23 protein-coding genes and 1 riboswitch are annotated in these 24,423 nt (G+C 72.4%); of the genes, 14 read left to right on the top strand and 9 right to left on the bottom strand.

All coding sequences use genetic code 11. The features are described 5' to 3' along the window. Window positions 1-46 precede the first annotated feature (46 nt). From gcvH to ACIPK4_RS05535, 8 genes are all read left to right on the top strand, one after another. On the top strand, window positions 47-430 hold the full coding sequence (gcvH, locus tag ACIPK4_RS05570; protein ID WP_030236063.1) for a glycine cleavage system protein GcvH: 384 nt from the start codon (window positions 47-49) through the stop codon (window positions 428-430). 17 nt (window positions 431-447) lie between these two features. Continuing rightward, the gene (gene glyA, locus ACIPK4_RS05565; RefSeq protein ID WP_376192522.1) at window positions 448-1,704 is read left to right on the top strand and encodes a serine hydroxymethyltransferase; all 1,257 of its coding nucleotides are present in this window, start codon (window positions 448-450) and stop codon (window positions 1,702-1,704) included. Between the two features lie 367 nt (window positions 1,705-2,071). Continuing rightward, window positions 2,072-3,454: an L-serine ammonia-lyase gene (locus ACIPK4_RS05560; RefSeq protein WP_054224588.1), complete on the top strand. Its 1,383-nt coding sequence runs from the start codon at window positions 2,072-2,074 to the stop codon at window positions 3,452-3,454. A gap of 273 nt (window positions 3,455-3,727) precedes the next feature. Further along, complete coding sequence (locus tag ACIPK4_RS05555; RefSeq protein ID WP_402309464.1) at window positions 3,728-4,141, top strand: SsgA family sporulation/cell division regulator; 414 nt, start codon at window positions 3,728-3,730, stop codon at window positions 4,139-4,141. 215 nt (window positions 4,142-4,356) lie between these two features. Next, window positions 4,357-4,583, top strand: a riboswitch (cobalamin riboswitch). Window positions 4,584-4,610: 27 nt separating this feature from the next. Then, a complete protein-coding gene (locus ACIPK4_RS05550; RefSeq protein WP_402309462.1) occupies window positions 4,611-5,306 on the top strand; it encodes an energy-coupling factor ABC transporter permease in 696 nt (231 codons plus the stop codon). A 5-nt stretch (window positions 5,307-5,311) separates the two neighbouring features. Next, on the top strand, window positions 5,312-5,674 hold the full coding sequence (locus ACIPK4_RS05545; RefSeq protein WP_402309728.1) for an energy-coupling factor ABC transporter substrate-binding protein: 363 nt from the start codon (window positions 5,312-5,314) through the stop codon (window positions 5,672-5,674). A gap of 3 nt (window positions 5,675-5,677) precedes the next feature. Beyond that, a complete protein-coding gene (gene cbiQ / locus ACIPK4_RS05540) occupies window positions 5,678-6,427 on the top strand; it encodes a cobalt ECF transporter T component CbiQ (protein ID WP_402309460.1) in 750 nt (249 codons plus the stop codon). After that, window positions 6,424-7,275 carry an energy-coupling factor ABC transporter ATP-binding protein gene (locus ACIPK4_RS05535; RefSeq protein WP_402309458.1) on the top strand — a complete coding sequence of 284 codons (852 nt, stop codon included), beginning with the start codon at window positions 6,424-6,426 and terminating at the stop codon, window positions 7,273-7,275. The genes cbiQ and ACIPK4_RS05535 overlap by 4 nt, the downstream gene beginning before the upstream one ends. A gap of 33 nt (window positions 7,276-7,308) precedes the next feature. On the opposite strand, the gene ACIPK4_RS05530 is transcribed toward ACIPK4_RS05535, so the two are convergent. Next, window positions 7,309-8,040 (bottom strand): hypothetical protein, encoded by a 732-nt coding sequence (locus tag ACIPK4_RS05530; RefSeq protein ID WP_402309456.1) that lies wholly within the window; start codon window positions 8,038-8,040, stop codon window positions 7,309-7,311. Between the two features lie 303 nt (window positions 8,041-8,343). Here ACIPK4_RS05530 and ACIPK4_RS05525 point away from each other — a divergent pair, with 303 nt between their 5' ends. Further along, on the top strand, window positions 8,344-8,916 hold the full coding sequence (locus tag ACIPK4_RS05525) for a PadR family transcriptional regulator (RefSeq protein ID WP_402309454.1): 573 nt from the start codon (window positions 8,344-8,346) through the stop codon (window positions 8,914-8,916). A gap of 122 nt (window positions 8,917-9,038) precedes the next feature. On the opposite strand, the gene ACIPK4_RS05520 is transcribed toward ACIPK4_RS05525, so the two are convergent. The 7 genes from ACIPK4_RS05520 to ACIPK4_RS05490 all read right to left on the bottom strand — a co-directional run bounded on the left by ACIPK4_RS05520 (window position 9,039) and on the right by ACIPK4_RS05490 (window position 16,074). Next, window positions 9,039-9,251: an EF-hand domain-containing protein gene (locus tag ACIPK4_RS05520; protein WP_054224580.1), complete on the bottom strand. Its 213-nt coding sequence runs from the start codon at window positions 9,249-9,251 to the stop codon at window positions 9,039-9,041. An 88-nt stretch (window positions 9,252-9,339) separates the two neighbouring features. Further along, entirely contained in the window at window positions 9,340-10,533 is a 1,194-nt protein-coding gene (locus ACIPK4_RS05515) for a YncE family protein (RefSeq protein ID WP_402309452.1), read from the bottom strand. Next, on the bottom strand, window positions 10,530-11,357 hold the full coding sequence (locus ACIPK4_RS05510; protein ID WP_402309451.1) for a polysaccharide deacetylase family protein: 828 nt from the start codon (window positions 11,355-11,357) through the stop codon (window positions 10,530-10,532). The genes ACIPK4_RS05515 and ACIPK4_RS05510 overlap by 4 nt, the downstream gene beginning before the upstream one ends. 351 nt (window positions 11,358-11,708) lie before the next feature. Further along, a complete protein-coding gene (locus tag ACIPK4_RS05505) occupies window positions 11,709-12,317 on the bottom strand; it encodes an ATP-binding protein (protein WP_082410701.1) in 609 nt (202 codons plus the stop codon). A gap of 138 nt (window positions 12,318-12,455) precedes the next feature. Beyond that, window positions 12,456-13,223, bottom strand: a complete 768-nt coding sequence (locus tag ACIPK4_RS05500) for an enoyl-CoA hydratase/isomerase family protein (protein WP_030857311.1) — start codon at window positions 13,221-13,223, stop codon at window positions 12,456-12,458. 86 nt (window positions 13,224-13,309) lie between these two features. After that, entirely contained in the window at window positions 13,310-14,554 is a 1,245-nt protein-coding gene (locus ACIPK4_RS05495) for an Ig-like domain-containing protein (RefSeq protein ID WP_402309449.1), read from the bottom strand. 284 nt (window positions 14,555-14,838) lie between these two features. Beyond that, entirely contained in the window at window positions 14,839-16,074 is a 1,236-nt protein-coding gene (locus ACIPK4_RS05490; protein WP_402309448.1) for an Ig-like domain-containing protein, read from the bottom strand. A 173-nt stretch (window positions 16,075-16,247) separates the two neighbouring features. Between ACIPK4_RS05490 and glgX the strand changes: the two genes are divergently transcribed. Together glgX and ACIPK4_RS05480 are read left to right on the top strand one after the other, a co-directional pair. Beyond that, entirely contained in the window at window positions 16,248-18,650 is a 2,403-nt protein-coding gene (gene glgX, locus ACIPK4_RS05485) for a glycogen debranching protein GlgX (protein ID WP_402309446.1), read from the top strand. 140 nt (window positions 18,651-18,790) lie between these two features. Continuing rightward, window positions 18,791-19,513 (top strand): CDP-alcohol phosphatidyltransferase family protein, encoded by a 723-nt coding sequence (locus ACIPK4_RS05480; protein WP_054224575.1) that lies wholly within the window; start codon window positions 18,791-18,793, stop codon window positions 19,511-19,513. On the opposite strand, the gene ACIPK4_RS05475 is transcribed toward ACIPK4_RS05480, so the two are convergent. After that, complete coding sequence (locus tag ACIPK4_RS05475) at window positions 19,494-19,964, bottom strand: adenylyltransferase/cytidyltransferase family protein (RefSeq protein WP_054224574.1); 471 nt, start codon at window positions 19,962-19,964, stop codon at window positions 19,494-19,496. The two genes, ACIPK4_RS05480 and ACIPK4_RS05475, sit on opposite strands and share 20 nt — an antisense overlap. A gap of 172 nt (window positions 19,965-20,136) precedes the next feature. Between ACIPK4_RS05475 and ACIPK4_RS05470 the strand changes: the two genes are divergently transcribed. Genes ACIPK4_RS05470 through ACIPK4_RS05460 form a run of 3 tightly spaced genes read left to right on the top strand, consistent with a single transcriptional unit; the run spans window position 20,137 to window position 24,322 of the window. Beyond that, on the top strand, window positions 20,137-21,342 hold the full coding sequence (locus tag ACIPK4_RS05470; RefSeq protein ID WP_402309726.1) for a glycosyltransferase family 4 protein: 1,206 nt from the start codon (window positions 20,137-20,139) through the stop codon (window positions 21,340-21,342). Then, window positions 21,339-23,108: a lipopolysaccharide biosynthesis protein gene (locus tag ACIPK4_RS05465; protein WP_402309443.1), complete on the top strand. Its 1,770-nt coding sequence runs from the start codon at window positions 21,339-21,341 to the stop codon at window positions 23,106-23,108. The genes ACIPK4_RS05470 and ACIPK4_RS05465 overlap by 4 nt, the downstream gene beginning before the upstream one ends. Then, entirely contained in the window at window positions 23,105-24,322 is a 1,218-nt protein-coding gene (locus ACIPK4_RS05460; protein ID WP_402309441.1) for a hypothetical protein, read from the top strand. Before ACIPK4_RS05465 ends, ACIPK4_RS05460 begins: the two co-directional genes overlap by 4 nt. Window positions 24,323-24,423: the final 101 nt, after the last annotated feature.

The following is a 24,423-nucleotide window of genomic DNA, read 5'->3' as shown; positions in this document are numbered from 1 at the left end:
AGACCACTGTTCGTTCGCACTCCCCCGCATCCAGGAGAATCAGGTCATGAGCAACCCCCAGCAGCTGCGTTACACCAAGGAGCACGAGTGGCTGTCGGACGCCGTGGACGGCGTCGCGACGGTCGGCATCACGGAGTTCGCGGCCAACGCGCTCGGTGACGTCGTCTACGCCCAGCTCCCCGCGGTCGGCGACACCGTCACCGAGGGCGAGACCTGCGGTGAGCTGGAGTCGACCAAGTCGGTCAGCGACCTGTACTCCCCCGTCTCCGGCGAGGTCGTCGAGGCCAACCAGGACGTCGTGGACGACCCGGCGCTCGTGAACACCGCCCCGTTCGAGGGTGGCTGGCTGTTCAAGGTGCGCCTCTCGGAGGAGCCCAAGGACGTGCTCTCCGCCGACGAGTACGCCGCGCTCACCCACTCCGACAACTGACACCCCAGGGGATCCTGATGTCTGTTCTCAACACCCCCCTCCACGAGCTCGACCCGGACGTCGCCGCCGCCGTCGACGCCGAGCTCGCACGCCAGCAGTCCACCCTGGAAATGATCGCGTCGGAGAACTTCGCTCCGGTCGCCGTCATGGAGGCCCAGGGCTCGGTCCTGACCAACAAGTACGCCGAGGGCTACCCGGGCCGCCGGTACTACGGCGGCTGCGAGCACGTCGACGTCGTCGAGCAGATCGCGATCGACCGCATCAAGGCGCTCTTCGGCGCCGAGGCCGCGAACGTGCAGCCGCACTCGGGTGCGCAGGCGAACGCCGCCGCGATGTTCGCGCTGCTGAAGCCGGGCGACACGATCATGGGCCTGAACCTGGCCCACGGCGGTCACCTGACCCACGGCATGAAGATCAACTTCTCCGGCAAGCTCTACAACGTGGTCCCGTACCACGTCGGTGAGGACGGCCAGGTCGACATGGCCGAGGTCGAGCGCCTCGCCAAGGAGTCCAAGCCGCAGCTGATCGTCGCCGGCTGGTCCGCCTACCCGCGCCAGCTGGACTTCGCCGCCTTCCGCCGCATCGCGGACGAGGTCGGCGCGTACCTGATGGTCGACATGGCGCACTTCGCCGGCCTGGTCGCCGCGGGCCTGCACCCGAACCCGGTCCCGCACGCCCACGTCGTCACCACCACCACGCACAAGACCCTCGGCGGTCCGCGCGGCGGTGTCATCCTGTCGACGCAGGAGCTGGCCAAGAAGATCAACTCCGCGGTCTTCCCGGGCCAGCAGGGCGGCCCGCTGGAGCACGTGATCGCGGCCAAGGCGGTCTCCTTCAAGGTCGCGGCCTCGCCCGAGTTCAAGGAGCGCCAGGAGCGCACCCTGGAAGGCGCGAAGATCCTCGCCGCGCGCCTGGTCCAGGACGACGTCAAGGCCGTGGGCGTGGACGTCCTCACCGGCGGCACCGACGTGCACCTGGTCCTGGTCGACCTGCGCAACTCCGAGCTGGACGGGCAGCAGGCCGAGGACCGCCTCCACGAGGTCGGCATCACGGTCAACCGCAACGCCATCCCGAACGACCCGCGGCCGCCGATGGTCACCTCGGGTCTGCGGATCGGTACGCCGGCCCTGGCGACCCGCGGTTTCGACGCCGAGGCCTTCACCGAGGTGGCAGAGATCATCGCGCAGGCGCTGAAGCCGGCGTACGACAGCGAGTCCCTCAAGGCGCGCGTCTCCGCGCTGGCCGCGAGGTTCCCGCTGTACCCGACGCTCTGACGCCCGGGATTCGACGAGGAGGGCCCGGTTCCGCAATCCGCAGAACCGGGCCCTTCCCATGACCCCGGCCGACCCCCGACGGGCGTCCGGGCCCGCTGCGGCGGGCTGCCGGGGCCGGACCCCGTCCCGGGGCGGCCCGAGGGGCCGGGCGAGGCCCCTCGCCGCCCGCCCGGCCCGGCCGCGGAGCGGGAAACGTGACCTGACGCACGCCCAACCGCAACCTCGCGCACCCGTTCCGACAGCCGGGCCGTTCACTTCTCCGCGTTAAGCTCGTCTGTCGGACAAAATCCGAACAATCACCCCTCCTGCATCGCCCGCCTCGCCTGCCCCCCTCCCACCCCACGAGCAGACAAGGGAGTCCGCCACCGTGGCCATCTCCGTCTTCGACCTCTTCTCCATCGGCATCGGCCCCTCCTCCTCCCACACGGTCGGCCCGATGCGGGCCGCCCGCATGTTCGTCACCCGGCTGAAGAAGGACGGCGTACTCGCCCAGACCTCGGCGGTCCGCGCGGAGCTGTACGGCTCCCTCGGCGCCACCGGCCACGGCCACGGCACGCCGAAGGCGGTGCTCCTGGGCCTGGAGGGCCACTCCCCCCGCACGGTGAACGTGGAGACGGCCGACGACGAGGTGGAGCGCATCCGCCGGACGGGCCGCCTGCGCCTGCTCGGCACGGAGATAGGGGAGGCGCACGAGATCGCCTTCGACGAGCCGAGCCAGCTGATCCTGCACCGGCGCCGGTCCCTGCCGTACCACGCGAACGGCATGACGCTCTTCGCGTACGACGCCGCGGGCGCGCCCCTGCTGGAGAAGACCTACTACTCGGTCGGCGGCGGCTTCGTCGTCGACGAGGACGCGGTCGGCGAGGACCGGATCAAGCTCGACGACACCGTGCTGAAGTACCCCTTCCGCTCGGGCGACGAGATGCTGCGCCTGGCGAAGGAGACCGGCCTGTCGATCTCCTCCCTGATGCTGGAGAACGAGAAGGCCTGGCGCACCGAGGAGGAGATCCGCGAGGGCCTGCTGGAGATCTGGCGCGTCATGCAGGCGTGCGTCTCGCGCGGCATGTCCCGCGAGGGCATCCTCCCGGGCGGTCTGCGGGTCAAGCGCCGGGCGGCGTCCACGGCGCGCCAGCTGCGCACCGAGGGCGACCCGATGATGCACCGCAGCGAGTGGACGACGATCTACGCGATGGCGGTCAACGAGGAGAACGCGGCGGGCGGCCGCGTCGTCACCGCGCCCACCAACGGCGCCGCGGGCGTCCTGCCGGCCGTCCTGCACTACTACATGAACTTCGTGCCGGGCGCGGACGAGGACGGCGTGGTCCGCTTCCTCCTCGCGGCGGGCGCGATCGGCATGCTCTTCAAGGAGAACGCCTCGATCTCCGGCGCCGAGGTCGGCTGCCAGGGCGAGGTCGGCTCGGCCTGCTCGATGGCGGCGGGCGCCCTCGCCGAGGTCCTGGGCGGCACCCCGGAGCAGGTGGAGAACGCGGCCGAGATCGGCATGGAGCACAATCTGGGCCTGACCTGCGACCCGGTCGGCGGCCTGGTCCAGATCCCGTGCATCGAGCGCAACGGCATGGCGGCGGTCAAGGCCGTCACGGCGGCCAAGATGGCGATGCGCGGCGACGGCACGCACAAGGTGTCCCTCGACAAGGTCATCAAGACCATGAAGGAGACGGGCGCCGACATGAAGATCAAGTACAAGGAGACCGCCCGCGGCGGCCTGGCCGTGAACGTCATCGAGTGCTGACCCGGCGCCGCTGACGCCGCAAGGGGTCCCACGCACCGCGTCGGGCCCCTTCCCGCGGCTCGCTCCTGCCCGACCCCGTCCCGTGACGGACCGGTGACCCTGCGGCCCGCCCTCCCCCCGGAGGGCGGGCCGCTCCGCGTTCCTGTGACACAACGGGTCCAGCGGCCCGCGGAGTCGGGACCTTCGGCCCACGGGGGGCGGCCGGACGGTGGGCTAGCTTGCCCGGGGGAGCCGCGGGCAGGCGGGACGAGACACGACAGAGAGGCGCAGCGCATGGACGACCACGGCATCGAGTACCGCGTCCTCCCGCTCCGGCTGGAGGCCTCCCCGGAGCCCATACCGGTGCACGGGGCCTTCACGTACCGCCGCGACCGGCCCTACGAGCTGGTGCTCGACTTCCGGGGCGCCGGGGTCCAGCTGGCGCACTGGGTGTTCTCCCGGGACCTGCTGCTGGACGGGGAGACCCGCGGGACGGGCGAGGGGGACGTCCGGGTGTGGCCGCAGTGGCGGGGCCGCGAGCCGCGCGTCCTGCTCGCCTTCAGCAACGGGGTGCAGAGCTGCGTGGTGTCCGCCCGGGCGCGGGACGTACGCGCACTGTGCCGACGGCTGGTCGACCTGGTGCCGCGGGGCGAGGAACAGCGGCACTACGACCTCGACACCGAGCTGAGCACCCTCCTGCCCCGGTAGGTCCCGCGCGAGGGGGCCTCGGCCGCCGCGCACGCGCCCGAGCGGTTCGTGCTGACGCGCGCCGGTGAGGTGGGGGCGGGCAGGCCCGGTAGTCGGCGGCCACGCCGCCGGCCTGGGCGCCCGCGGGTGGCGCCGCACCGGGCCGCACCCGTTCGGAGCCGGCCGCCGCGGACCGCACCCGTTCGGACCGGGTTGGTACCGGTCCGTCCGTCCGACTAGGGTCAACGGGCCTTGGTGTTCGGGAAACCGGTGCAGAACCGGTGCGGCCCTCGCCACTGTGAACGGGAAGTCCGGCTCCACTCTCCCCCAGACTCCGTCCGGGAGGTGCCCCCCAACGGGAAGCCACTGGGCGGCGCGGAAAGGTTCCGCACCGCCCGGGAAGGCGGAGCCAGGGCGTCAGCACCCGTGAGCCAGGAGACCGGCCGGGGCGCGTTGTCCATCCACGAGGTGCTGGAGAGGTCTCCCAGTCATGCATATAGCCGAGGGGTTCCTGCCCCCCTTGCACGCGGTCGCCTGGGGCGCCGCGTCCGCTCCGTTCGTCGTCCACGGTGTCCGCGCCCTCACCCGTGAGGTGAAGGCCAACCCGGAGAGCACGCTGCTGCTCGGGGCGTCCGGGGCGTTCACGTTCGTCCTGTCGGCGCTGAAGATCCCGTCGGTGACGGGCAGTTGCTCACACCCCACCGGGACCGGGCTCGGCGCGATCCTGTTCCGGCCGCCGATCATGGCGGTGCTCGGCACCATCACCCTGCTCTTCCAGGCCCTGTTGCTCGCGCACGGCGGGCTCACCACCCTGGGCGCGAACGTCTTCTCGATGGCGATCGCCGGCCCCTGGGCCGGGTACGGGGTCTACCTGCTGCTGAAGCGCTTCGACGTCCCGGTGATGGTGACCGTCTTCTTCGGCGCCTTCTTCGCCGACCTGGTCACCTACTGCGTGACCTCCGTTCAGCTGGCGCTGGCGTTCCCGGACCCGGGCAGCGGGTTCCTCGGAGCGCTCGCGAAGTTCGGGGGCATCTTCGCGGTGACGCAGGTGCCGCTCGCGGTCAGCGAGGGTCTGCTGACGGTGCTCGTGATGCGGCTGCTGATGCAGTCCAGCACGTCGGACCTGGTCCGGCTGGGCGTCGCGAAGCCGGTCGGCCGCGGCGAGCGGAAGGCGGCGGCGCTCTGATGGCCATGAACCGGAACACGAAGATCAACGGCCTGTTGCTGCTCCTGGTGGCGGCCCTGGCCGTGCTCCCGCTCGCGCTGGGCCTGGGCGAGGGCAAGGAGGAGCCGTTCGCGGGCGCCGACGCCCAGGCGGAGGCGGCGATCACCGAACTGAAGCCGGACTACGAGCCGTGGTTCTCGCCGCTGTACGAACCCCCCTCCGGGGAGGTGGAGTCGGCGCTGTTCGCCCTCCAGGCGGCACTCGGCGCGGGCGTGCTCGCGTACTACTTCGGCGTCCGCAAGGGCCGCCGGCAGGGCGCGGCCGCGGCGACTGCTGCCGGCGCCGACCCCTCCGCCACCGCCGCCGACCGCGCCGCCGCGGAGTCGTAGGCGGTGCTCCCGATCGACGTGGCGGCGCACGGCAGCCGCTGGCGCCGCCGCCATCCGCTGGAGAAGGCCCTGCTGGGGCTCGGGCTGACGGTCACCGCCGTGTGCCTGCCGCCCTGGCCCGGCGGGCCGCTGGTCGCCGCGGCGACGCTCGCCGTGCTCCTCGGCCCGGCCGGTGTGGCCGGGCGGCAGCTGTGGCGGGCGTTCCGGATCCCGCTGGGCTTCTGCTTCACCGGGGCGCTGCCCCTGCTGGTCTCCGTCGGCGGGCCGGCCGGGTTCGTCTCGCTCGCGCCCGACGGCCCCCGGCAGGCCGCGGAGCTGCTGCTGCGGACCTCGGCGGCTTCGCTCGGCGTGCTGCTGTTCGCGTTCACCACCCCGGTCTCGGACGTCCTGCCGAGGCTCGTCCGGGCCGGGGTGCCTGCGCCGGTGGTGGACGTGGCCCTGGTCATGTACCGGATCGGCTTCCTGCTGCTGGATTCCATGGCGCAGGTACGGCGCGCCCAGGCGGCCCGTCTGGGCCAGGCCGGGCGGGCCGCGGTGTGGCGTTCGCTGGCCGGGCTCGCCGCGACCTCGTTCGTACGGGCCTTCGATCGTGCGGCGCGGCTCCAGGTGGGCCTGGCCGGGCGCGGCTACGACGGCGCCCTGCGGGTCCTCGTGCCCGAGGCGGCCCTGTCGTGGCGGTTCGTGGCGGCGTCGGGGGCGCTGCTGGCGGCCCTGATCACCCTGACTCTCACCCTGAAGGGGCTGTACCTGTGAACCCGTTGGTGGAACTGGCCGGCGCGGGCTACGCGTACGAGGACGGCCCGGCGGTCCTGTCCGGCGTGGACTTCGCCATCGCGCCGGACCGGGCGCTGGTCCTGCTGGGCCGCAACGGCAGCGGCAAGACCACGCTGATGCGGCTGCTGAGCGGTGGCCTGCGGCCGGGCTCGGGGGCGCTGCGCCTCGACGGCGCGGCGGTCTCGTACGACCGGGCGGGGCTGACCCGGCTGCGGACGGCGGTGCAGCTGGTGGTCCAGGACCCGGACGACCAGCTGTTCGCGGCGTCGGTGGAACAGGACGTGTCGTTCGGGCCGATGAACCTCGGGCTGCCCGCCGCGGAGGTGCGGGAGCGGGTGGACGCGGCACTCGCCGCACTGGACATCACGGCGCTGCGGGACCGCCCGACGCACCTGCTCTCGTACGGGCAGCGCAAGCGCGCGGCGATCGCGGGCGCGGTGGCGATGGCTCCGCGGGTGCTGATCCTGGACGAGCCGACGGCGGGTCTGGACCCGGACGGGCAGGAACGCCTGCTGGACGTCCTGGCGGGGCTGCGCTCGGCCGGCACGACGGTGGTGATGGCGACGCACGACGTCGACCTGGCGGTCCGCTGGGCCGACGACGCGGCGGTCCTGACCCCGTCGGGCATCCGCACCGGGCCGGCGCAGGCCCTGCTGTCGGACCCGGAGCTGCTGGCAGCGGCGGGCCTGCGCCAGGCATGGTCCCCGGCGGTGACGGCGTTCCTGCGCTCGCACGGCCTCCTGCCGGCCGCCGCCCCCGGCCCGAAGACCCCGCAAGCCCTCGCCGAATGGGCCCGGGGCCTGCCCCTCGGATCGGGCCCGGCCTGATCCGAGGGGCGGCCCCGGGCGGGGCGGCCGTCGTCAGGCCTTGCCCTTGAGGGCTCCCACCAGCTGGTTCGTCAGCTTGGTCGCACCGGTCAGGCCCTTGTCGGAGCTGCTGCTGACCAGGACGGTCACCACCGAGGTGCCGACCCGAGCGGCCACGAGCGTGGTGCCGCCCTGCCAGGCGGGGCTGGTCTCGGTGATGGCCCACGCGCCGTCACCGATGCCGGTCAGGGGCTTCTCGGTGACCGTCACCGTGCTGTGGGTCGCCTCGTCGGAGTAGCTCGGGCAGGCCTTGGAGATCTGGCCGAGCGCGTCGAGCACGGTCGTCGCGGTGGTGTCGCGGTAGACGTCGATCTCCTGGGCGAACTCCTCGGAGGAGTTCTTGTTGACGTACGCGTCCTGGGCGAACGACACGCCGCTGATCCCGGTGATGTCCGTCCACGACGTGCCGCCGAGCTTGGTGCAGTCGGGCTGGGGCACGTCGGCGGTGGCCGGCAGCCGGTACGTGGTGCCGGTGTCGCGCGCGTCCGCGGGGTCGGCGGTGAAGCCGGGCGCGAAGAACGAGGCGGGCGCGAGCGCGGCCTTGAGCTGCTTCCCGGTCAGCAGGCCCTTGTTAGGGTCGGCCGACGGCGCGGCCGCGGCCGCGGCGGCGGAAGCGGAGGCCGGGCCCGGCGCGGCGCTCTTCGGCGCGGGAGAGGAGCAGGCGGTCAGCGCGAGCGGAAGCGCCGCGACGGCGAGAAGGCTGACGACGGGGGATGTCTGACGCACGGTGTGGCTCGACCTCGATGTTCGGATGCCGTGCGGCCCGGTCGTCCGGGCCGCACGAATAAGCGGAACGTCCCGTTCAGCGACGGGACTCGCGCATCACATCGGGCCGCCACCGGCACGGCAAGGGTCCGGCGAACTCTTTGCCGGGCGATGGGAAATGTTTGGTGAAACCCGCACCCCAATGTCCGGCTTGTGCTATGCGTTCCCCGGAGTCGGAGCCCACCCTCCGTGCCCACCCGCCGTGCCCACCCGCCGGGGCCGCTCCCGGCGGGCCGCCGCCGGCCGGCTCCCTAGGATGGCCGCATGTCGCTGCCGCACGCCATCCTCACCGCCCTGCTGGAGAAGCCCTCGTCGGGGCTGGAGCTGACGCGGCGGTTCGACAAGTCGATCGGGTACTTCTGGTCCGCGACGCACCAGCAGATCTACCGCGAGCTGGGCCGGCTGGAGGAGGCCGGGCTGATCCGGGCACTGCCCAGCGAGGTGCCCGTCCGGGGGCAGAAGAAGCAGTACGAGGTGCTCGCGGCGGGCAGCGCGGAGCTCGCGCGATGGGTCGGCGAGAGCCAGGACCCGAAGGCCATCCGGGATCCGCTGCTGCTGCGGATCCGGGCGGCCGCCGTGGTGGGCCCGCACGGGCTGGCCGGGGAGCTGCGGCGCCATCTGGACCTGCACCGCCGGCAGCTGGCCGTCTACGAGGCCATCGAGGAGAAGGACTTCCCGCCGGGGCGGGAGTCCGACGAGGACCGGCTGCGCCGTCTGGTGCTGCACGGCGGCATCGGCCTGGAGACGTTCTGGCTGCGCTGGCTGGAGGAGGCCCTGGCCGAGGTGGAGGACATGACGCGGCCGACGGGCGGCACCCCCGGGGACACCGCCCCCTGAGCCAGGCCGGCCCCTCCCGCCGGGCGTGGGCGGGCAGCACAAAGCCCCCGCCGCGCCCGGCGGGAGGGCGTGGCGGGGGCTTGGGGCCCCTCCCCCGGCAGCGGCCGGGGCGGGTGCGGGGCTTACTTGTTCAGGGAGGCCCAGAACTCGTCGAAGCTCATGAGGCCGTCGCCGTTGGTGTCCTTGGAGGCGATGACGGCGTCGGCGACGGCGGCGGTGACGTACGCGTCGCCCATCGCCTTCATGGCCGCGCTGTACTCGTCCGCCGTGACGAAGCCGTCACCGTCCGCGTCGAACTTGCCGAACGTCGCCCGCGCGCTCTCGATGTCAGCCACTGGGATCCACCCCTTCTCGGTGCTTGTTGACCGGCCAAGGGTAGCGGCAGCCGGACCCCGCCCCCGCCGCGGGTCCCGGCGGCGGGGACTACCGGAAGATGCCGGTGTGGCCGAGGGAGTAGCGGCCGGGCTGCGGGTAGACGGCCAGGCCGTGCGGGCCGCCGCCCACCGGGATCTTGGCGAGCTGCCGCCCGGTGACCGTGTCGATCGCGTAGACCTCGGAGTTGTAGCGGCCCGACAGCCAGAGCACCTTGCCGTCGGCGGACACCCCGCCCATGTCGGGGCTGCCGCCGTCGGGCAGCCGCCACTTCTTGGTCAGCTTGTTCTGCCTGAAGTCGAAGACGGAGATGCTGCCCTCGCCGCGGTTGGAGATGTACATCTCCCTGGAGTCGCGGCTGACGTACAGGCCGTGGGTGCCCTTGCCGGTGGGCAGCAGCTTGGGGACGTCGAACTTGTCGCCGCTGAGCACCCACATGCCGTGCGCCATCATGTCGGCGACGTAGAACGTCTTGCCGTCCGGGGAGACCTTCACGTCCTGCGGCATCGCACCCTCGAAGGGCAGCTTCTGCTGGGCGAGGACCTCCATCCTCTCGGTGTCGACCTTGAGGAGTTCGCCGGAGAACTCGCAGCTCACGATGAAGTAGCGGCCGTCGGCGGAGAAGTCCGCGTGGTTGACGCCGAAGCAGGACACCGGGACCGTCTTCACCCGGTTCATGGTGTGGGCGTCGCGGAAGACCAGCTCGCGGTCCATGGAGGCCATCACGACCGCGTACTTCCCGTTCGGCGTGAAGTACAGGTTGTACGGGTCGTGCACCTCGACGGGCTCGCCCGCCTGTCCGGTGGCCGGGTTGATCGGGGTGAGCGTGTGGCCCCGGTTGTTGTTGACCCACAGGGTCTTCATGTCCCAGGACGGGACGACGTGCTGGGGCTGGATGCCGACCGGGATGGTGTCGATGACCTTGTACGTCGCCGGGTCGATGACGGACACCGTGTTGGAGGTGGTGTTCGGCACGTAGACGCGGGACGGGAAGTCCCTGACGACCGGGGAGAGGCGGTTCGGCCGGTCGGCCGCGTACACGTCGTTCGGGTCGAGGAGCGGTGGCATGCCGGCCAGGCCCGGGGGTACGGCCGGGACGGCCTTGACGGGCTGCCGGGCCGCCGCGGCGGCGGAGCCGAGCGCCTCGGCGGGCTCCTTGTCGGCCGATCCGCAGCCGGCCAGGGCGGCGAGGACCAGACCGGCCAGCAGCACGGTGGCCTTCCGGGGAAGGCGGGTGGTCGTCATGAGGTCAGCAGCTCCGTGGTGGTCACCGCGCGCATCTTGCGGCGCGCGAGTTCTTCGAGGAGGGGCGGCATCGCGTCGACCGTGTCCGCGTAGCCGAAGTGCAGGCTCACCACCGATCCGCCTTGGATCGTCCCGGTGACGGTGCGGATGACGGCCGCGGCACCGGGCGAGGTGAAGTCGAGGGAGTCCACGTCGTACGAGAGGACGTGCGGGTAGCCGGCGCGCTGGGCGAGGCGCTGGACGAGCGGGGTGGCGTACTGGGCCTGGGAGGGCCGGAACCAGGTGCCGATGGAGCCGGTGAGCCGCTTGAGGCGCTGAGCGCAGCCGGTGATCTCGGCGTAGGCCTCCGCCTCGGGCATGGTGTTGATCGCGAGGTGGCGCTGGGTGTGGTTGCCGAGTTCGTGGCCGCCGTCCAGGATGCGGCGGGCCATGTCGGGGTGGGCGTCGAGCCAGCTGCCGATCGCCAGTACGGTGACCCGCGCGCCCGCCCTCTCGGCCTCGGCCAGCACGGCCCGGGCGGTGGCGGGGTCACCGTTGCCGTGGAAGGTGAGGGCGACGCGGGGGCGGTCGCGCGGACCGTGTGCGATCTCGGCGGGCTGGCCGGGGAACCGGCGGGGGGCCGCCGCGGGCCGGACGGGGGCGGGTTTCGCCGGGGCCGCCTGCGTGGGCGGGGCGGCGGGCGCGGGGGCGCCCGCGCCGCAGGCGGCGGTGAAGGCGCCGGCGGCGACCCCCGCACCGGCGAGGAGGGCGGATCGGCGGTCCGGGTAGCAGAGCACCTGCCCATTTAAGGGGTGGATGCCATGGAAGATAACGATTGACCCCATTCGGGACCTTCGCCGGAGTCCACCCGGATGAGGGAGTGTCCGCTATCTGATCAACGAATCACACAGAGCGGTGGATACTTATTCATTGATTACGAGGTGAGTGGCCCACCTCACCTAGGATTTAGATGGAAACTCTTAGCATTTACACACTTATGTCCAACTTGGGGCTTTTGGCGTTTGGTCGCCCGTCTGCCATAGTCGGAATCACGGCTTCCCCATTGACCCGAGCGAAGTCGCCACGCCGAGGATCACACCCCCTTCGATCCTCGGCGCACCCATGAAGCCCCCACGACGCCCCATCACGGCGACCGGGGGCTTCAGGCATTTCCGGGGGGTGCGGCAGCAGCGGGATCAGCGGTCGGCCACGCGCATCTCGAACCAGGTGATCTTGCCGCGCGGCAGCAGGTCGGCGCCCCAGCGGTCGGACAGCTTGTCGACGAGGAAGAGGCCGCGGCCGGTGGTGTCCAGCTCGTGGACCGGCATCAGGCACGGCAGTCCGCGCGAGGGGTCTCGCACCTCGACGCGGATCCAGCCGCGCCGCCGGTGCATCCGTAAGCCGAAGGAACGGGCGCCGGTGTGGCGCACGGCGTTGCCGACGAGCTCCGAGACGAGCAGGACGGTGTGCTCGGACACCTGCGGGGAGAAGCCCCAGAAGCGGATCACCACGTACTGGGCGAGCCGGCGGGCCGTGCTCGCCGATTCCGGCATGGACGGCAGTGTCACTTCCACCTCAGCCGGGTTCCCGTACAACTCCAGCGCCTTGAGACCCTGTTCGTCCTCAAGAGCCGCCGTCAGCCGTACGGCGGAAGCGCTGCTGCGCTGCCGCGGCTGTTCCACACCCTCCAGGCCCGCCATGCACCCATCATGGACGGCCGGTGCTCCCGTCCGGGCCGTTCCGCGGGAAAACACCCCCCGGAATAGTCCATTCCGAAGGGGCGTCCCGTCATATGCGCAAGGCAACCGGACGGTTGCGGGACCACCCTGATCTGCGGTGACCCAGCGCTCCCGGAAGATCACCGCGAGTGGATCCCCCCATCCCCTTAAGGCTGCCTTAAGGCCTGGCTAATCCACCCCTAGGGAGGACCGGGAGAGATCCGGCTAAACGAACTTCGCCTTGCCCGGGCCCTCTTCGACGAAGCTGCGCATGCCGCGCTCGCGGTCCTCGGTGGCGAACAGGCCCGCGAACCAGTTGCGTTCGATGGTCAGGCCGGTGTCGATGTCCGCCTCCAGACCCGCGTCCACGCACTCCTTGGCGGCGCGCAGCGCGATGGCCGGGCCCTGGGCCAGCTTGGCGGCCCAGGCGTGCGCCTGCTCGTACACCTCGGCGGCGGGCACGACCCGGTCCACGAGCCCGAGGGCAAGCGCCTCGTCCGCCTTGACCATGCGGCCGGTGAAGATGAGGTCCTTGGCCTTGGACGGACCGATCAGCCGGGACAGCCGCTGGGTGCCGCCGGCGCCCGGGATCAGGCCGAGCAGGATCTCGGGCTGACCGAGCTTCGCGTTGTCGGCGGCGATCCGGTAGTCGGCGCACAGGGCGAGTTCACAGCCGCCGCCCAGGGCGTAGCCGGTGACGGCGGCGACGACCGGCTTGGGGATCCGGGCCACAGCGGTGAAGGCGTCCTGGAGCGCGCGGGACCGGGCGACCATCGCCGCGTGGTCCATCGTCTGCATCTCCTTGATGTCCGCGCCGGCCGCGAACACCTTCTCGCCGCCGTAGATGATCACCGCGCGGACGTCTGCCCGGTCGGTGGCCTCCACGGCGAGCTCGCGCAGCCGGTCCTGGGTGGCGATGTCCAGGGCGTTCATGGGCGGCCGGTCCAGACGGAGGGTGCCGACGCCTTCGGAGACTTCGAGAGAGAGGGTCATACGCGGAAGGTTAGCCGCGGTTAACGCGAAGTGGCCCGGTGCCGTGGGTCACAGCACCGGGCCACTCGACTACGTACGGGGGAGGACTACTTGATCCACTCCGCCCAGTCCATGTTCCAGCCGTTGAGGCCGTTGTCCGGGGCGATCTGCTTGTCCTTGGAGTTCTTCACGATGACGACGTCGCCGATCAGCGACTCGTCGAAGAACCACGCTGCGGGCTGGTTCCCGTCGCCCGCGCCGCGGACGTCCTTGAGGCCGACGCAGCCGTGGCTGACGTTCTCGGAGCCGAAGGTGCCCGAGGAGGCCCAGTAGTTGCCGTGGACGAAGGTGCCGGAGTTCGACAGGCGCATGGCGTGCGGGACGTCGGAGATGTCGTACTCGCCGCCGAAGCCGACGGTCGCGCCGTTCATGCGGGTCACCTTGTACTTCTCGCTGATGACCATCTGCCCGTTGTACGTGGTGGTCGACGGGGCGCCCGCGGTGATCGGCAGGTTCTTGAGGACCTGGCCGTCGCGGACGACCTGCATCGTGTGCTCGCTCGCGTCGACGGTGGACACCTGCGAGCGGCCGATGGTGAAGTTGACCGTACGGGTCTGCTTGCCGTAGACGCCGGGGCGGCCCTCGACGCCGTCCAGGGCGATCTTCACGGTGACCTTGGTGCCCGCGGCCCAGTACTTCTCGGGGCGGAAGTCGAGGCGGTCGTTGCCGAACCAGTGGCCCTCGACCGGCACGGACGGCTCGGCCGTCACCGTGATGGCCTTCTCGACGGCCTCGGTGTTGGTGATGCCACGGGTGAAGTTGATCGACACCGGCATGCCCACGCCGACGGTCTCGCCGTCCTCGGGCGTGTAGTGGCCGACGAACGTGTTGGTCGGGGTGAGGGTGGTGAAGGTGGTGTCCTTGGCGGACTCGCGGCCGGCCTCGTCCTTGGCGACGGCGTGCACCTTGTACTCGGTGGCGGAAGCCAGGTTGCGGGCGGGCTCCCAGCTCGCGCCGTCCGCGGCGAGCTTGCCGTCGACGGCGTTGCCCTTGGTGTCGGCGACGGTCACCGTGGTGAGCTTGCCGCCCGTGCTGGATATCTTCAGGACGCCGCTGGTGGCGACCTCCTTGGCGCCGTCGTCGGGCTTGACGCTGACGACGGCCTTGGACGCCTCGGTACCGGTCTTGCCGCCTCCGCCACCGCCGCCGTTGTCGCCGCCTCCGCTGCCGGTGTTGCCGCTTCCGCTGCACGCACTCGTGAGCAGCAGCGCCGCTCCGAGCAGCAGGGCCGGCAGGCCGGTGCGGCGGGCGCGGCCGCGTATCGGCTGCAGGTTCACTCTTGTTCTCCCCATGTCCCCCGCGCGCGGACAGTCGCGCGCATGTCGACAGGAAATCACATGGGGGGATCACGAAGAGAAACGGTCTTGTCACCGTTCCGTCCCAAGAGGGGGAAGGGCCGGCGCGTCACCGCGGAGCCGGTCACCGGTACCGGGTTCGGTGCCCCGGACGAAGACGGCGACGCCCTCGTCCAGCAGGTGCCACGGGCGTTCGGCGTCCGGTGCCGAGAGGTTGACGCAGTCCTTGGACGCCGGGCGCCGATGGTGGGCGCCCAGCGGTGGGCGCCCGGCGGTGGGCGTCAGCTCTTGGCCGAGCCCGCGACCCAGTCCGCCCAGGACATGTTCCAGCCGCCCAGCCCGTTGTTCGGGGCGACCGTCTTGTCCTGCGAGTTCACGACCTCCACCACGTCCCCGACCAGGGTCCGGTCGAAGAACCAGCCTGCCGGGGTGTCCGAGCCGCCGCCCTTGTCGTCGCGCAGCCCCACGCAGCCGTGGCTGGTGTTGGTGGAGCCGAAGGTGTCGGGGCTGACCCAGTAGTTCCCGTGCAGGAAGGTCCCGGAGGTGGTGAGCCGGATGGCGTGCGGGACGTCGGGGATGTCGTACTCGCCGCCGAACCCGACGGTCTGGCCGTTCATCCGGGTCACGTCGAACATCTCCAGCACCACCATCTTTCCGTTGTAGGTGGTGTTCTTGGGGGCCCCGGCGCTGATCGGGAGGGTTTGGACCAGCTTTCCGTCGCGTCGGACCTCCATCGTGTGCGCCTCCGCGTCCACCGTGGACACCTGGGAGCGGCCGACCGTGAAGGAGACGGACTTGTCCTGGATGCCGTACGAGCCGGGGGCGCCCTGCACGTCCCGCAGGTGCATCGTCACGGTGACCTCGGTGCCGGGCTTCCAGTACTGCCTGGGCCGGAAGTCGAGGCGTTCGTGGCCGAACCAGTGGCCGACGACCTCCACCGGCGGCTTGGAGGTGACGGTGATGGCCCGCTCGACGTCGGCGCGGTTGGCGATGGACCGGTTGAAGTTGAAGGAGACGATCATGCCGGTGCCGACGGTGGAACGGTTCTCGGGCTTGAAATAGCCGATGAACCGCTCCTCGGGGACGTAGGTGGTGAAGGTGGTGTGCCGGGCCTGGCGCCGGTTGTGGCCGTCGAGCGCGACCGCGTCCACGGTGTACTTGGCGGCGAGCGCGAGCCTGCCGCCCTCCGTGTCGGGGCTCCAGCTGAGGCCGTCGGGGGCGATGGAGCCGGGGACGTGCTCCTCCTGGGCGTCCTCGACCTTGGTGACCACGACCCGTTCCAGGCGCCCCTCGGGCACTCGTACGGTCAGCGGGCCTTCGGCCGGGACCCCCTTGGCGTTGTCCTCGGGGGTGATCCGGATGGCCTCGTCGGGCGACCGTGGTTTTCCGGGGAGCTGGATCTCGACCGGGGAACCGCCGCTCCCGGTGCATCCGGACAGGCCGCCGAGCAGGCCCGCCCAGACCGCCACGGCGGCCAAGCCCGCCCCTGCCCGCGCCCGCCTCGTCAGAAGTGTCACGATCCCTCCAACGACCGTGCCCTCCGGGGGAAACGTGAGCGCGCGCGACGTTCCGGGCAGATCTCTACGGGCAGAACAGTGGGAAGGACCAGACGGGGGCGGGCCCAGGCCGGGACGCCGGGGCCGCACTCTCCCCTACCCCCGCCGGTACCCAGGAGCCGTGGAGGCGGGCAGTGTCGAGCGCAGCCGAGCAAGAGGCGGTGGATGCCGCCGCCGTGGAGTCAGCGGAGCCGGTGTCGGTGGAGGCGGCGCCGGTGGAGGGCGTCGAGGGCGTGGCGGTCGTCGCCGTGGACACGGCCGGGGCCGTGAACGCGCTGCGGGGCGCCGTCGCCGCACCGGCGGTCGCGCACGTCAACGGCCGGCCGGCCGGGGCCGCGGGAGCGGACCGCGAGCCGGCCTTACGGGCCGTCACGCGTCCGGGGCCCCCGGTGTGGCCGGGGTCCTCGCACCCGCTGGGGGCGCGGTACCGGACCGGCCCGGACGGTACGGCGGGCACCAACTTCGCGCTGTGGGCACAGGGCGCGGAGGCCGTGGAGCTGTGCCTCTTCGACGCGGAGGGCGCCGAGACGCGGTGTGCGCTGACCGAGCTGACGCACGAGATCTGGCACGGCTTCCTGCCGGGCGTGCGCCCCGGGCAGCGGTACGGGTTCCGGGTGCACGGCCGCTGGGACCCGTGGACGGGGGCCCGGTTCAATCCGGCGAAGCTGCTGCTGGACCCGTACGCGCGGGCCGTCGACGGGGACTTCGCGCTGCCCCCGGAGGTGTACGGGCACGTCCGGGACTGGCCGCAGCAGTACATCGCGGACACCGTGCGCGACGACCGCGACTCGGCGCCGTACGTCCCCAAGGGGGTCGTCGTCCACGATGACGACGACTGGGCGGACGACGTCCGGCCGAAGACCCCGTGGGCCGATTCGGTGATCTACGAGCTGCACGTGCGCGGGTTCACGATGCGCCATCCGGGTGTTCCCGAGGAGCTGCGCGGCACGTACGCGGGCCTGGCCCACCCGGCGGCGGTGGAGCACCTGACGCGGCTCGGGGTGACGGCGGTCGAACTGCTGCCGGTGCACCAGTTCGCGCACGAGGACCACCTGCTGCGCCGCGGACTGCGCAACTACTGGGGGTACAACTCGATCGGCTACTTCGCCCCGCACGCCGGCTACTCCTCGTCCGGGACGGCCGGGCAGCAGGTCGGCGAGTTCAAACGGATGGTGAAGGCCCTGCACGCGGCCGGGATCGAGGTCATCCTCGACGTGGTCTACAACCACACCGCGGAGGCGGGCGAGCTGGGCCCGACGCTGTCGCTGCGCGGGATCGACAACCGGGGCTACTACCGGCTCCAGTCCGACCAGCGCCGGTACGCCGACTACACGGGCTGCGGGAACACCCTGCACGCGGGGCGTCCGCACGTGCTGCGTCTGATCACGGACTCGCTGCGCTACTGGGTGACGGAGATGGGGGTGGACGGCTTCCGCTTCGACCTGGCGGCGGCGCTGGCCCGCTCGATGCACGACGTGGACATGCTGTCGCCGTTCCTCGCGGTGATCGCCCAGGATCCGGTGCTGCGCCGGGTCAAGCTGATCGCCGAGCCCTGGGACGTGGGCTCGGGCGGCTATCAGGTGGGCGCGTTCCCGCCGCTGTGGACGGAGTGGAACGACCGCTACCGGGATGCCGTGCGGGACTTCTGGCGGGGCGCGCTGCCCGACGTACGGGACCTCGGGTACCGGCTGTCGGGCTCCAGCGACCTGTACGCGTGGGGCGGCCGGCGGCCGTACGCGTCGGTGAACTTCGTGACGGCGCACGACGGTTTCACCCTGCGCGACCTGGTGTCGTACGAGCGCAAGCACAACGACGCCAACGGGGAGGCGGGCCGCGACGGGACCAACGACAACCGCTCGTGGAACTGCGGTGCGGAGGGGGACCCGCCGGAGGGCGCGGACCCGCGGATCGGGGTGCTGCGCCGGCGGCAGCTGCGCAACCTGCTGACCACGCTCCTGCTGTCCACGGGGGTGCCGATGCTCGTGGCGGGCGACGAGTTCGGCCGCACGCAGGGCGGCAACAACAACGCGTACTGCCAGGACAACGAGACGGGGTGGGTGGACTGGTCGCTGCTGGAGGACCCGGCGTGGCGGGAGCTGTTCGCCCTGGCCGCGCGGCTGGTGGCGCTGCGCCAGGAGCATCCGGTGCTGCGCCGCAGGGCGTTCTTCTCGGGGCGGCCCCAGGGCGCGGACGGGCTGCGGGACCTGGCCTGGTTCACCCCGGCGGGCACGGAGATGACGGAGCGGGACTGGTACGCGCCGGCCGCCGCGCTCGGGATGTACCTGTCGGGGCGGGACATCCCGGGCCGCGACGAGCGGGGGCGGCAGGTGAGCGACGACAGCTTCCTGATGCTGCTGCACGCCGGGGACCGGCCGGTGGCGTGGGTGCTGCCGGACGCGCCGTGGGCCGCGGGGTACGAACTGGTGCTGGACACCGCGCGGGAGGACCAGGCCGCCCCTCCCGGCACCCGGCACCGGGGCGGGGAGACGCTGACGGTCCCGGCCCGGTCGGTGCTGCTGCTGCGGGTGGCGGACTGAGGTCCCGGGGCCCGGGGCCGCTCCGGGGCCCGGGTCCGCCGGGAACGGGAGCCGGAAGCGTCAGTCGCCCTGCGATGATGTGTGCCCTCGTACACACGTGCACCCGTACACGTGTGCCACCGCACGGATCAGGGGTACGCATGGCGAAGGTCGGGACCGCGCTGCGGGAGCTGCGCGGGGCGCAGAAGTCGGCGAAGGGCGTGTCGCTCTACTCGCGGTTCGTCAACCGGCCCGCCGGGCGCTACCTCGCCGCCGTGTCGTACGCGCTCGGACTGACCCCGAACCAGGTGACGCTGGTCAGCGCCGCCTTCAGTTTCGCCGCCGTCGCGGCCGTCGCGCTCGCCGCGCCCTCGTGGGGGCTGGGCGTCACGGTGTGGGCCGCGCTCGCCGTCGGGTTCGCCTTCGACTCCGCCGACGGTCAGCTGGCCCGGCTGCGCGGGGGCGGCAGCGCCGCGGGCGAATGGCTCGACCACGTCGTGGACTGCGCCAAGCTGACCGCCCTGCACACCTGCGTGCTCATCGCCTTCCACCGCTTCCCCGATGCGTACGGGACGGGCGGGAACGGCTGGCTGCTGGTGCCGCTCGGCTTCCAGTTCGCCTCGGTCGTCACCTTCTTCGGCGGGCTGCTGACCGAGAAGCTCAAGCCCAAGCCGGCCCCGGGGAGCCCCGCCGCCGCACCGTCGACGGTGCGTGCGGTGGCGCTGCTGCCGGTGGACTACGGGGTGTTCTGCCTGGTGTTCCTGGTGCTCGGGAGCGGCGGGCTGTTCCGCTGGGCGTACGCGGGACTCGGTGCGTGCGCCGCGCTGTTCCTGCTGGCGTTCCTCGCGAAGTGGTTCCGGGAGCTCAGCGCCGTTCCGCGCTGAGCGGCTCGGACAGCGCGTCCAGCGCCCGGCGCAGCTGGGTGCTGGAGGTGTGCACCGTGTAGGGGAAGTAGACGACGTCGACGCCCACGGCGGCGAAGTCCCTCTCCAGCTTGTCGCCCTTGGGGGTGCCCCGCCAGTCGTCACCCTTGAAGATCACGTCGAAGCGGACCTGCTTCCAGGTCTCGACCTTGTCCGGGACCGTTTCGACGAACGCCGCGTCCACGTACTTCACGCTACGGACGATTTCCAGCCGCTCGACGAGCGGGATCATCGGGCGCCGTCCCTTGGCCAGTTCGGCCATCTCGTCGGAGACCACCCCGGCGACCAGGTAGTCGCACTGACTCCGGGCGTGCCGAAGGATATTGAGATGTCCGATATGGAACAGATCGTAGGCGCCCGGGGCATACCCGACTCGGTACGGTCTGCGCGCAGCTGCGCCAAGTTCGGACATGTCGCGCTCCGTCATGAGTTACCCCCCAGCGGCCACACCCCCCGGTGCAGCGGATCAGCAGACAATAGCGTGCACGTTCCCCACCCTGCCGGTGAACGAATAGGGTGACGTGCGCATCATCCTGGGGAGAAGGGGACGTTCAGTGTCGAGATCCGGTCACCGGCGGCTGCTGCTGGTTTCCACGAATTACGCACCCGAGCACGCGGGGATTGGGCCGTACGCCACCCAGATCGCGGAGCACTGGGCGGATCTCGGCCACGACACCCACGTCCTCGCCGGCATGCCGCACTACCCGTCGTGGTCGCTGGAGCCGGAGTACAAGGGGGCGCTGCGGCGCACGGAACGGCGCGCGGGGGTCACGGTGCACCGGCGCGCGCACACCGTGCCGTCCCGTCAGACCGCCGTCAGGCGGGCCCTTTTTGAAGGATCGATTCTGCTGCACGGCGCCGTGGCCCCGCCCCGGATGCCGCGCCCCGACGCGGTCATGGCCCAGATGCCCAGCCTGGCCGGCGGTGTCCTCGCCGCCCGGCTCGCCGCGCGCTGGAAGGTCCCGTTCGTCCCGGTCGTCCAGGACCTGATGGGCGCGGCCGCCGCGCAGAGCGGGATCAGCGGCGGCGACAAGGCCGCCGCGATCGCCGGGCGCGCGGAGGCGTACGCCCTGAAGCGGGCCACCCTCGTCGGCGTCATCCACGAGACCTTCGTGGACCGGGTCGTCGGCATGGGAGTGGACCCGGGGAGGATCCGCCTCGTGCCGAACTGGTCCCACGTCCAGCAGCCCACCAAGCCGCGCGGCCAGACCCGGCGCCACCTCGGCTGGGGCCCCGGCGAGCCGGTCGTCCTGCACTCCGGGAACATGGGCCTCAAGCAGGGGCTGGAGGTGCTCGTCGGCGCCGCCCGCCTGGACCCGGGCGTCCGTTTCGTCCTCATGGGCGACGGCAGCCAGCGCGAGGCGCTCGCCGACCTCGCGGCAGACGTGCCGAACCTGGACATCATCCCCCCTGCCGCCGACGGAGAGTTCCCGGATATCCTCGCGGCGGCGGACGTGCTCGCCGTGACGCAGCACGCCGCCGTGCTCGACATGAGCGTGCCGTCCAAACTGACCTCGTACTTCCAGGCAGGCCGACCCGTCATCGCCTCCGTGGCGGCGGAGGGCGGCACGGCCCAGGAAGTGGAACGCTCGGGCGCGGGGGTGCTCGTACCACCGGAGGACCCCCACGCCCTGCTGAAGGCCGTACGGGCCCTCGCCGAGGACCCCGAGGGCGCGGATGCCCTGGGGGCGGCCGGGCCCCGCCACGTGGCGGCCCACCTGAGCCGTGACGCGGGCCTGGCCCGCATCGACGCACTGATAGACGAAGCACTTGGGGGTCCGCAGCCGTGATCGAGACGAACCGCCCCGCGGCGGCCCCGGCGGAGGACGAACCGGACCTCCTCAGGGACCAGTTCAAGCAGCTCCTGCGCTACCGCCGCCTCCTGGGTGCGGGCGTCGGCATCGGCCTGCTGGGCGGCGTCTACCTCGGCATCTCCACGTCCGACACCTACGTCGCGACCGCGGACATCGTGCTGCGCGCACCCACCGACGACCCGTTCAACCCGAGCCTGGCGCCCGACAAGGCGATCAACATCGGCTCGGAGCGGCAGGTCGCGCTGAGCTCCTCCATAGCCAACGAGGCCGCGAAGAAACTCGGCGTGACCTCGAAGGACTTCGCCGGGCTGCGCAGCGGCCTCCAGGTGACCAACCCGCCGCAGACGATGGTGCTGCGCTTCACCTACACCGCGTCCTCCCCGAAGGAGGCCGCCACCCGCGCCAACGCGATGACCGAGGCGTACCTGCTCAAGCGGCAGGAGTCCCTCGACGTCACGCGCGACAGGATGGTCAAGGGCTACCAGGACCAGCGCGATCCGATCGCCAAGAACCTCGACGATCTCGTCAAGCAGATCAACTCCATGCCGGCCGGCACGGGCCGCGACGCCGCGTACGCCTCGAAGACCGACCTGCAGAGCAAGGTCAACACCCTCAACGGCAACATCGCCAAGCTCCAGGCCCTGGACATGAGCCCGGGCCGGGTCACCAGCCCCGCGACCCCGCCGTCCGGCACCGACGGACCCGGCATCCCGATGTCGCTCGCGCTCGGCGCGGCCGTGGGCCTCGCCCTCGGTCTGCTCGCCGCGTGGGTCCGGCTCGTCTTCGACCCCGCACCGCGCTCCGAGGGCGATGTCGCGCGGGCGCTGCGGGCTCCCGTGCTGGGCTACCTGCCGCGGCCCAAGACCGGCGGCGGCCCGCTGCTCGCGGCCGGTGAGGAAGACCCCCGGCTCGCCGAGGAGTTCCGGTCGGTGGCCTTCCGGCTCGCCTACGACTCCCGTTTCGCCGACCGGCGCCGGCTGCTGGTCGTCGCCCCGCGCGGCAGCAGCGAGATCGCGGCGGCGGCGGCCGTGAACCTGGCCGCCTCCTTCGCGGAGACCGGCAAGGACGTCCTGCTCATCGAGGCCGACCTGCGCACGCCGGTGCTGGCCAGCCAGCTGCCGACCGGGGCCGGACGCCCGCGCTGGAGCCAGTCGACCGGCGGCCAGGCCGCCGGCGGGCACTCCGCCGCGCACGGCGAGTCCGACTGGCCCGACGGCCGCCAGCTCGTCGTCGACGCCGGTGAGTCGGGCGCCTTCGACCTGATCCCGGGGGAGCCGGTCCGCAACGTGGCCCGCGCGCTGACCTCTTCGCGCGCCACCCGGCTGATCTCCGAGGCCGACTCCCCCAACTCCACGGTCGTCGTGCTCGCGCCGCCGGTGCTCTCGTACGCCGACGCCCTCGCCCTCGTCGACCGCGTCGACGGGGTCCTGGTCGTGTGCGACCCGCGCGCCGTCCACCGCAGCGACCTGTCCCGGATCCGCGAGCTGATCAGCGGCGCCGGCGGCACCGTGCTCGGCGCGGTGCTGCACGCCCCGCTGCCCGGCGAGAAGCGCGGCCGGAGCGGACGCGGCGGCAAGGCGACCGGCTCCGACGCGCCGGCGCAGGCCTCCCGGCCGTCCGCGCCGCAGCCGCTGACGCGGCAGCCGGACCAGGAACACCGGCAGGCCGGACCGGAGCAGCACATCCCCGGCGACGGCACGGACACGGTGGCCCTGCGCACGGTGCGCATGGGCCGCAGATGAGCAGGCGCGGCCTCGCCGCCGTCTCCTCGGTCCTGGACCAGGCAGCGTCCAGCGCCACCAACATCCTGGTGCTGGTGCTGGCCGCGCGGCTGTCCTCGGCGTCCGGCTTCGCCGACTTCTCGATGGTGTACGTGACGTTCAGCGTGCTCCTCGGGCTGAACATGGCGTACGTCGGCCAGACGGTGGTGCTGGAGAAGGACGAGGGCCGCCTGGGCGCGGTCTGCCGCTCGGGCCCGGCCTTCACCGCGGCGGCCTCGGCGGCGGCGGGTGCGACGCTGGCCGTCGTCGGCGCCGCCCTGCCCGGGGACGGGGGCCGGGGCTTCCTCGCGCTGGGCCTCGTCCTGCCGCTGGTGCTCGTCCAGGACGGCCTGCGGTACTGCTTCTCCGCGCTGCGCACGCCCGAGCGGGCACTGGCCGCGGACGCCCTGCGGCTGGTCTGCGTGGTCGCCGCGCTGCTGCTCCAGCCCGAGGGGGCCTCGGCGGGGCGGCTGGTGCTGGTGTGGGGCGTCTCGGCGCTTCCGGCGCTCGCGCTGGGCCTGTGGCTGCTGCGCCCGTACGTACGCGGGGCGCGGACCGACCTGCGGCCGTACCTGCGGCGGGGCCACCTGGGACAGCGGTTCGTGGTCGAGTTCGCGGTGGGCAACGGCTCCAGCCAGCTCGCGGTGCTCGGCCTCGGTGTCTTCGCCACGCCGCTGGCGGTGGGCGCGCTGCGGGGTGCGACGACCCTGTTCGGGCCGCTGAACGTGCTGTTCAACTCGGCGAACGCGTTCGGGCCGCCGGTCGTGGGGCGGGCTTCGGGCAAGCGGGGCGTGGTCCGGCTGACCGTGCTGATGGGGGCGGTGCTGGCGGTGCTCGGCGCCGGCTGGGCCGCGGCCCTGTACGCCCTGCCCGCCGACCTGGGGCGCCGGCTGCTGGGCGAGACCTGGGCCGCGGCCTCGGCCCTGCTCCCCGCGACGGGGGCCCAGTACGCGGTGATGGGCCTGGGCACCTGCGCCCTGCTGACCCTGCGGGTGCTCAACCCGAGGGCGACGCTGTCCCTGCAGGTGGTGTTCTCGCTGTTGTCGGTGGCGCTGCTGCTCGGCGGGTACGCGGTGTGGGGCGTGTCCGGCGCCGCGTGGGGGCTGGCCGCGGGCTCGGCCCTGAAGGCCGCCGCGGCCTGGCTGCGCGTCTCCCGGACCCCGGCGCCGGCCGGGGCCGTCACCACCGCGGCCTGACCCGCCGGGCCCTCGCTGCGCGCGGGGCGGTCAGCGGGTCAGCGGGTCAGCGGGTCAGCGGGTCAGCGGGTCAGCGGGTCAGCGGGTCAGCGGGTCAGCGG

Origin of the sequence: Streptomyces sp. NPDC086989, from assembly GCF_044745505.1 — a bacterium.
In the GTDB taxonomy this organism is placed as follows: domain Bacteria; phylum Actinomycetota; class Actinomycetes; order Streptomycetales; family Streptomycetaceae; genus Streptomyces.
This window is presented reverse-complemented; position numbering and strand designations above follow the sequence as displayed.

Excerpts from the sequence above, each read along its gene's own strand:
- gcvH (WP_030236063.1), top strand. The coding sequence starts at position 47 with ATGAGCAACCCCCAGCAGCTGCGTTACACCAAGGAGCACGAGTGGCTG.
- glyA (WP_376192522.1), top strand. The coding sequence starts at position 448 with ATGTCTGTTCTCAACACCCCCCTCCACGAGCTCGACCCGGACGTCGCC.
- ACIPK4_RS05555 (WP_402309464.1), top strand. The coding sequence starts at position 3,728 with ATGGACGACCACGGCATCGAGTACCGCGTCCTCCCGCTCCGGCTGGAG.
- ACIPK4_RS05550 (WP_402309462.1), top strand. The coding sequence starts at position 4,611 with ATGCATATAGCCGAGGGGTTCCTGCCCCCCTTGCACGCGGTCGCCTGG.
- ACIPK4_RS05545 (WP_402309728.1), top strand. The coding sequence starts at position 5,312 with ATGAACCGGAACACGAAGATCAACGGCCTGTTGCTGCTCCTGGTGGCG.
- ACIPK4_RS05525 (WP_402309454.1), top strand. The coding sequence starts at position 8,344 with ATGTCGCTGCCGCACGCCATCCTCACCGCCCTGCTGGAGAAGCCCTCG.
- ACIPK4_RS05515 (WP_402309452.1), bottom strand. The coding sequence starts at position 10,533 with ATGACGACCACCCGCCTTCCCCGGAAGGCCACCGTGCTGCTGGCCGGT.
- ACIPK4_RS05510 (WP_402309451.1), bottom strand. The coding sequence starts at position 11,357 with ATGGGGTCAATCGTTATCTTCCATGGCATCCACCCCTTAAATGGGCAG.
- ACIPK4_RS05500 (WP_030857311.1), bottom strand. The coding sequence starts at position 13,223 with ATGACCCTCTCTCTCGAAGTCTCCGAAGGCGTCGGCACCCTCCGTCTG.
- ACIPK4_RS05495 (WP_402309449.1), bottom strand. The coding sequence starts at position 14,554 with ATGGGGAGAACAAGAGTGAACCTGCAGCCGATACGCGGCCGCGCCCGC.
- ACIPK4_RS05480 (WP_054224575.1), top strand. The coding sequence starts at position 18,791 with ATGGCGAAGGTCGGGACCGCGCTGCGGGAGCTGCGCGGGGCGCAGAAG.
- ACIPK4_RS05475 (WP_054224574.1), bottom strand. The coding sequence starts at position 19,964 with ATGTCCGAACTTGGCGCAGCTGCGCGCAGACCGTACCGAGTCGGGTAT.
- ACIPK4_RS05460 (WP_402309441.1), top strand. The coding sequence starts at position 23,105 with ATGAGCAGGCGCGGCCTCGCCGCCGTCTCCTCGGTCCTGGACCAGGCA.